Annotated in this window: 4 protein-coding genes; 2 read left to right on the top strand and 2 right to left on the bottom strand. The window is 59.1% G+C overall.

The annotated features are described in order from the left end of the window. Positions 1-32: 32 nt before the first annotated feature. A complete protein-coding gene (locus tag PMI23_RS26445) occupies positions 33-1658 on the bottom strand; it encodes a methyl-accepting chemotaxis protein (protein ID WP_007919853.1) in 1626 nt (541 codons plus the stop codon). A gap of 130 nt (positions 1659-1788) precedes the next feature. Next, positions 1789-2844, bottom strand: a complete 1056-nt coding sequence (locus PMI23_RS26440; RefSeq protein ID WP_042705042.1) for an amidohydrolase family protein — start codon at positions 2842-2844, stop codon at positions 1789-1791. A gap of 128 nt (positions 2845-2972) precedes the next feature. On the opposite strand from PMI23_RS26440, the gene PMI23_RS26435 reads away from it, so the two are divergent. Both PMI23_RS26435 and PMI23_RS26430 read left to right on the top strand, forming a co-directional pair. Continuing rightward, positions 2973-3389, top strand: a complete 417-nt coding sequence (locus PMI23_RS26435; RefSeq protein ID WP_007919858.1) for an OsmC family protein — start codon at positions 2973-2975, stop codon at positions 3387-3389. Positions 3390-3451: 62 nt separating this feature from the next. Beyond that, positions 3452-4318: a pirin family protein gene (locus PMI23_RS26430; protein WP_007919859.1), complete on the top strand. Its 867-nt coding sequence runs from the start codon at positions 3452-3454 to the stop codon at positions 4316-4318. The last annotated feature ends 55 nt before the right edge of the window (positions 4319-4373 follow it).

Genomic DNA, 4373 nt, shown 5'->3' with positions numbered 1-4373 from the left:
GGGTTAGGGTGAGGGGCTTTTGAAGGCGAACCTCAAACCGAAAACTTCGCCACCATGCTGTTCAGATCCACCGCCAACCGCGACAGCTCCTGACTCGCCGCACTCGTCTGATTGGCCCCCGCCGAGGTCTGCATCGCCAGATCACGAATGTTCATCAGATTGCGATCCACCTCCCGCGCCACCGCTGCCTGCTGTTCCGAGGCACTGGCGATCACCAGATTACGCTCGTTGATCAGCGTGAATGCCGAGGCGATCTCTTCAAGTGCAGTCCCGGCAGCCTTGGCCAATTCCAGCGTCGAACGCGCCCGCACATTGCTTTGCTGCATCGAACCGACCGCTGAATCGGTGCCCTGCTGAATGCCGCCGATCATCTGTTCAATCTCTTGCGTCGACTGCTGGGTGCGATGCGCCAAGGCCCGCACCTCATCCGCCACCACGGCAAACCCGCGCCCGGCATCACCGGCCCGTGCAGCCTCGATCGCAGCGTTCAACGCGAGCAGATTGGTTTGTTCGGCAATCGAACGAATCACATCCAATACTTTGCTGATGCCATGAACCTTCTGCGCCAGATCTTCGACCTGCGACGCATTGTTGGTCACGTCTTCGGCGAGCAACTCTATCGACGAAACGGTTTGCCGCACTTGTTCACGGCCATGCTGAGCAATGCGATCGGACTCACGCGAAGCTTGCGAGGTGGCCACCGCATTGCTGGCCACCTCCTCCACCGCAGCGGTCATCTGATTGACCGCAGTAGCGGCCTGCTCGATTTCCAGACTCTGCTGATGCAGCCCGCGCGTGGCGTCTTCCGTGACGCAGCTCAGCTCTTCCGAGGCCGAGGCCAATTGGCTGGAAGACTCGGATATTTGCCGGATAGTGTCGCGCAGGTTGTGCTGCATGCTCTTGAGCGCATGAAGCAGTCGCGCCGGTTCGTCCTTGCCGCTGATGCTGATATCACCGGTCAGGTCCCCACCCGCCACCACCTCGGCGACACCCAACGACTGCGCCAGCGGCAGCACAATGCTGCGCGTCAGCAGCAGGGCGAGGCCGATGGTGATCAGCGCGGTCACGCCGATCATCACCCCGACCCATACCCGCGAATTGATAAACACCAGTCGCGCCGCCTCAGTGGCGAGATTGGCATTGTGTTTATTCAGTTCGACCAGCTCGCGCAGCAGCACCGCGATTTCGTCGGCCAGCGGACTCATCTGGCCATTGAGAATGGTCGCGGCTTCTTCCACGCGATTCTGCGCAGATAACTGCATGACCTGCGCCTGAAACTCCAGGTACTGATGCTCGGCAACCTTGAAGCGATCAAACAGCTTGCGCTCTTCGGGCAGCACGATCAGCACGTCGTAACGCTGCTGAGCCTCACTCAGCACCCCACGCAGCTCATTGAGTTTGACGACATTCTGCTCCAGCGCCTGCGGATCGCGATTGAGCAACAGGCGCATGGTCAATGCGCGCAGGCGCAGCATGTCCTGACTCATCTCACCGACCGCCATGACGCTGGGCAGCCAATTGTTATCGACCTCGTCAGATTGGGCGCGCATGTTCGACATTTGCAGCAAAGCGAACGCCCCGAGGGCAAACACCATCAGCGCCAACAGTCCAAAACCGAGGCCGGCGCGCGGGGCAATATTGAGACTACGGATACTCATTGCTCTGGTTCCTTCCAAAAGCGCTGCATCAACCCTGCAGCTGGTTGCTTTAGAAGGTATCGGCCCGGCGAAAATTTGCGTAAGACCAAAACGTGATATCAAAAGGCCTTAATACTCCGAACCGTGGGCATTAACGATTCAGCGCGGTTTTGCCGGACTTGAGCACCGTTCGCGGCAAGATCGCCAGGAAATTATCCCGAGCGACTTTTTTCGCAACGTCCTCGGGCAACGCATCAAGGAACGGCTTGAAGCTATGCATTTCCTCACCGAGCTTGTTGAAACGCCCTACCACGTCCGAGCCAAGCATGAAGCGGTCCGGGTACTTCTCGACCAGCGCCAGCCATTCCGGGCGCGGCTTGCCCTGCTCGTCCAGCAGATACGGCGTGAGCATGCTCCACGACAAATCAATGAACAAATTGGGGTAAGCCTCGAGCATGCGCGTCAGGGTCGGCAGCAAGAACGGCAACTGTGTCTGATGCCGATGAATTTCAGCACTGGTGCCTGCGTGCGCCCAGATAAATCGCGTGTGTGGGTGATTACGCAGCGGCTCTTCGACTTCCTTCAGATACAGCGGATTCTTCTCACGCTTGGAGGTGATATTGGAATGCAGCATCACCGGCAGATCGTTCTCGGCGGCGAGATGATAGATCTTGGTCATCGCCTCGTTGTTGGCCCGCGGCGTGTCGCCGGACGTCAGCGCCGTGAGGTCGTCATGCCGGGTGAACACCTCGCCGATGCCCTGCCACAGCCCCGGATACAGATCGAGCATGCGCTGGATGTGTGCGGCAGAGTTCTTGTCGTTGGGGTTGAAGCCTGACAGAAACGGATGAAAGTACGGCCGCTGCTCGGCGCTCAGCTTTTGCACGGCGTCGGCGACAATCACGTCGGTCGCACTGTACCAATAGGCATCAGCGTCATCGCCAGCGTAGTAGCGCGGGCGCTTGGGTTCGTCCTCATGCCACTTCTTAGCAACCGGAATGCCGGAAATCATCACATGCTCGATGGAATTGTCCTGCATGGCCGTCAGCAATTTCGCCATGCCTGCGCTTTCCTGGAAAAAATCCACGTAATGCAGGTGCGCATCGCTGTAGGTGTATTCGCGGGCGCTGACGTTGCCGGCAAGCAGCAGAAGACAGGCAAGACTCAAACGATACAGGGACACAAGTAATCTCCGGCAAGTAGGCATAGCCTAGACCCCGCCCTGACGACAAGGGTTCATCCCGCAGGAAAGTGGAACGCGTGCCAGTGGGAATGCTCTATAACTGCAAGGTCTTTTTTGATCGAACGACTTTTCCTACTGCCAGTGAGGTTCCCATGACCGTTACCGTCAATACCGTCTCCGCTGAAGGTTTTCGTCACACCGTACAGATTGATGACCACGAACTGTTTGCCGACGTGCCGAAATCCGCCGGCGGCGAAGGCTCGGCGCCTGAGCCGCACGACTATTTCGATGCCGCCCTCGGCGCCTGCAAAGCGCTGACCCTGAAGATGTACGCGAAGAAGAAAGACATCCCGCTGACCGGCGTCGGGGTCGACGTCAAACGCGATAACAGCGAAGAACAAAAAGGCAAATACGTCCTGCACGTCACCCTCACTCTCAAAGGCGTACTCACCGATGCCCAGCGTGAGGAACTGCTGCGCGTCGCCGACCGCTGCCCGATTCATAAACTGATGACCACAACCGACGTCAGCATCGAAACCCACGCCCCGCAAGGCTTCGACAGCCAGTAATCCTCCTCATGCCAGCGGCGGGTTATGCTTCCTGGCATCACCCGCTCAGCCTGGAATGCACCATGGACACGCAACCTCTGATCATCCGCCCGCGCGCCGAAGACGTTGAAGGCCAGCCGATTCTGCGCCCGCTGCCGTCAGCCAAATGCCGCAGCGTCGGGCCTTTCGTGTTTTTTGATCACATGCTCGAGACGGTTTATCCGACGGGCAAAGGCATGAAAATCCGACAGCACCCGCACATTGGTCTGTCGACGCTCACGTATCTGTTCGAAGGACAGATCCAGCACAAGGACAGCCTTGGCTCGGATCAGGTGGTCAGCGCTGGCGATGTCAGCTGGATGACTGCCGGTAGCGCGATTGCTCACGTTGAACGCACGCCTGAGCCGTTGTGGGACAAAAGCTTCACCATGCACGGTTTGCAGATCTGGCTGGCGTCGCCCAAGGATCACGAGCAAGGCCCGGGGCATTACAGCCATCACCCGGCAGCGACGTTGCCGGTCAGCGATAACCTCGGTGTACAGATCCGGATGATTGCCGGGTCAGGCTTTTGCCTGGAATCGCCGGTGCCGGTGCTTTCTCCTACGTTGTATGCGGAAGTGCAGATGCAAACGGCGACCACGTTGCTGATTCCGACCGAGCATGAAGAGCGGGCGGTTTATGTGCTGAGTGGGGATGCGCAACTGAACGGTGAAGCGCTTGAACCGCATGCGTTGGCGGTATTGCCGGCCGGGGAAGAGATGAGTCTGTTTGCCGAGAGTGATGTTCACGCCGTGGTGTTTGGCGGCGCGCCGCTGGACGGGCCTCGGCGGATCAACTGGAATTTTGTGGCGAGCGATCCGGCGGCGATCGATGAAGCGCGGCGCAAGTGGGCGACTGGGGACTGGCCGACGGTGCCAGGGGAAGTTGAGCGGATCGAGTTGCCGCGCTGAAAAGCCACCCTCACCCCAGCCCTCCCGAAACGTCGGACCGCCCGGAGGGAGAGGG

The sequence above is a fragment of the Pseudomonas sp. GM24 genome (assembly GCF_000282235.1).
GTDB lineage: Bacteria > Pseudomonadota > Gammaproteobacteria > Pseudomonadales > Pseudomonadaceae > Aquipseudomonas.
Note: the sequence above shows the minus strand (reverse complement) of the source record. Positions and strands in the feature narration are given on the sequence as shown.

Bases quoted from the DNA above. Each gene is read 5' to 3' on its own strand.
- PMI23_RS26445 (WP_007919853.1), bottom strand. From the start codon at position 1,658: ATGAGTATCCGTAGTCTCAATATTGCCCCGCGCGCCGGCCTCGGTTTT.
- PMI23_RS26440 (WP_042705042.1), bottom strand. From the start codon at position 2,844: ATGCCTACTTGCCGGAGATTACTTGTGTCCCTGTATCGTTTGAGTCTT.
- PMI23_RS26435 (WP_007919858.1), top strand. From the start codon at position 2,973: ATGACCGTTACCGTCAATACCGTCTCCGCTGAAGGTTTTCGTCACACC.
- PMI23_RS26430 (WP_007919859.1), top strand. From the start codon at position 3,452: ATGGACACGCAACCTCTGATCATCCGCCCGCGCGCCGAAGACGTTGAA.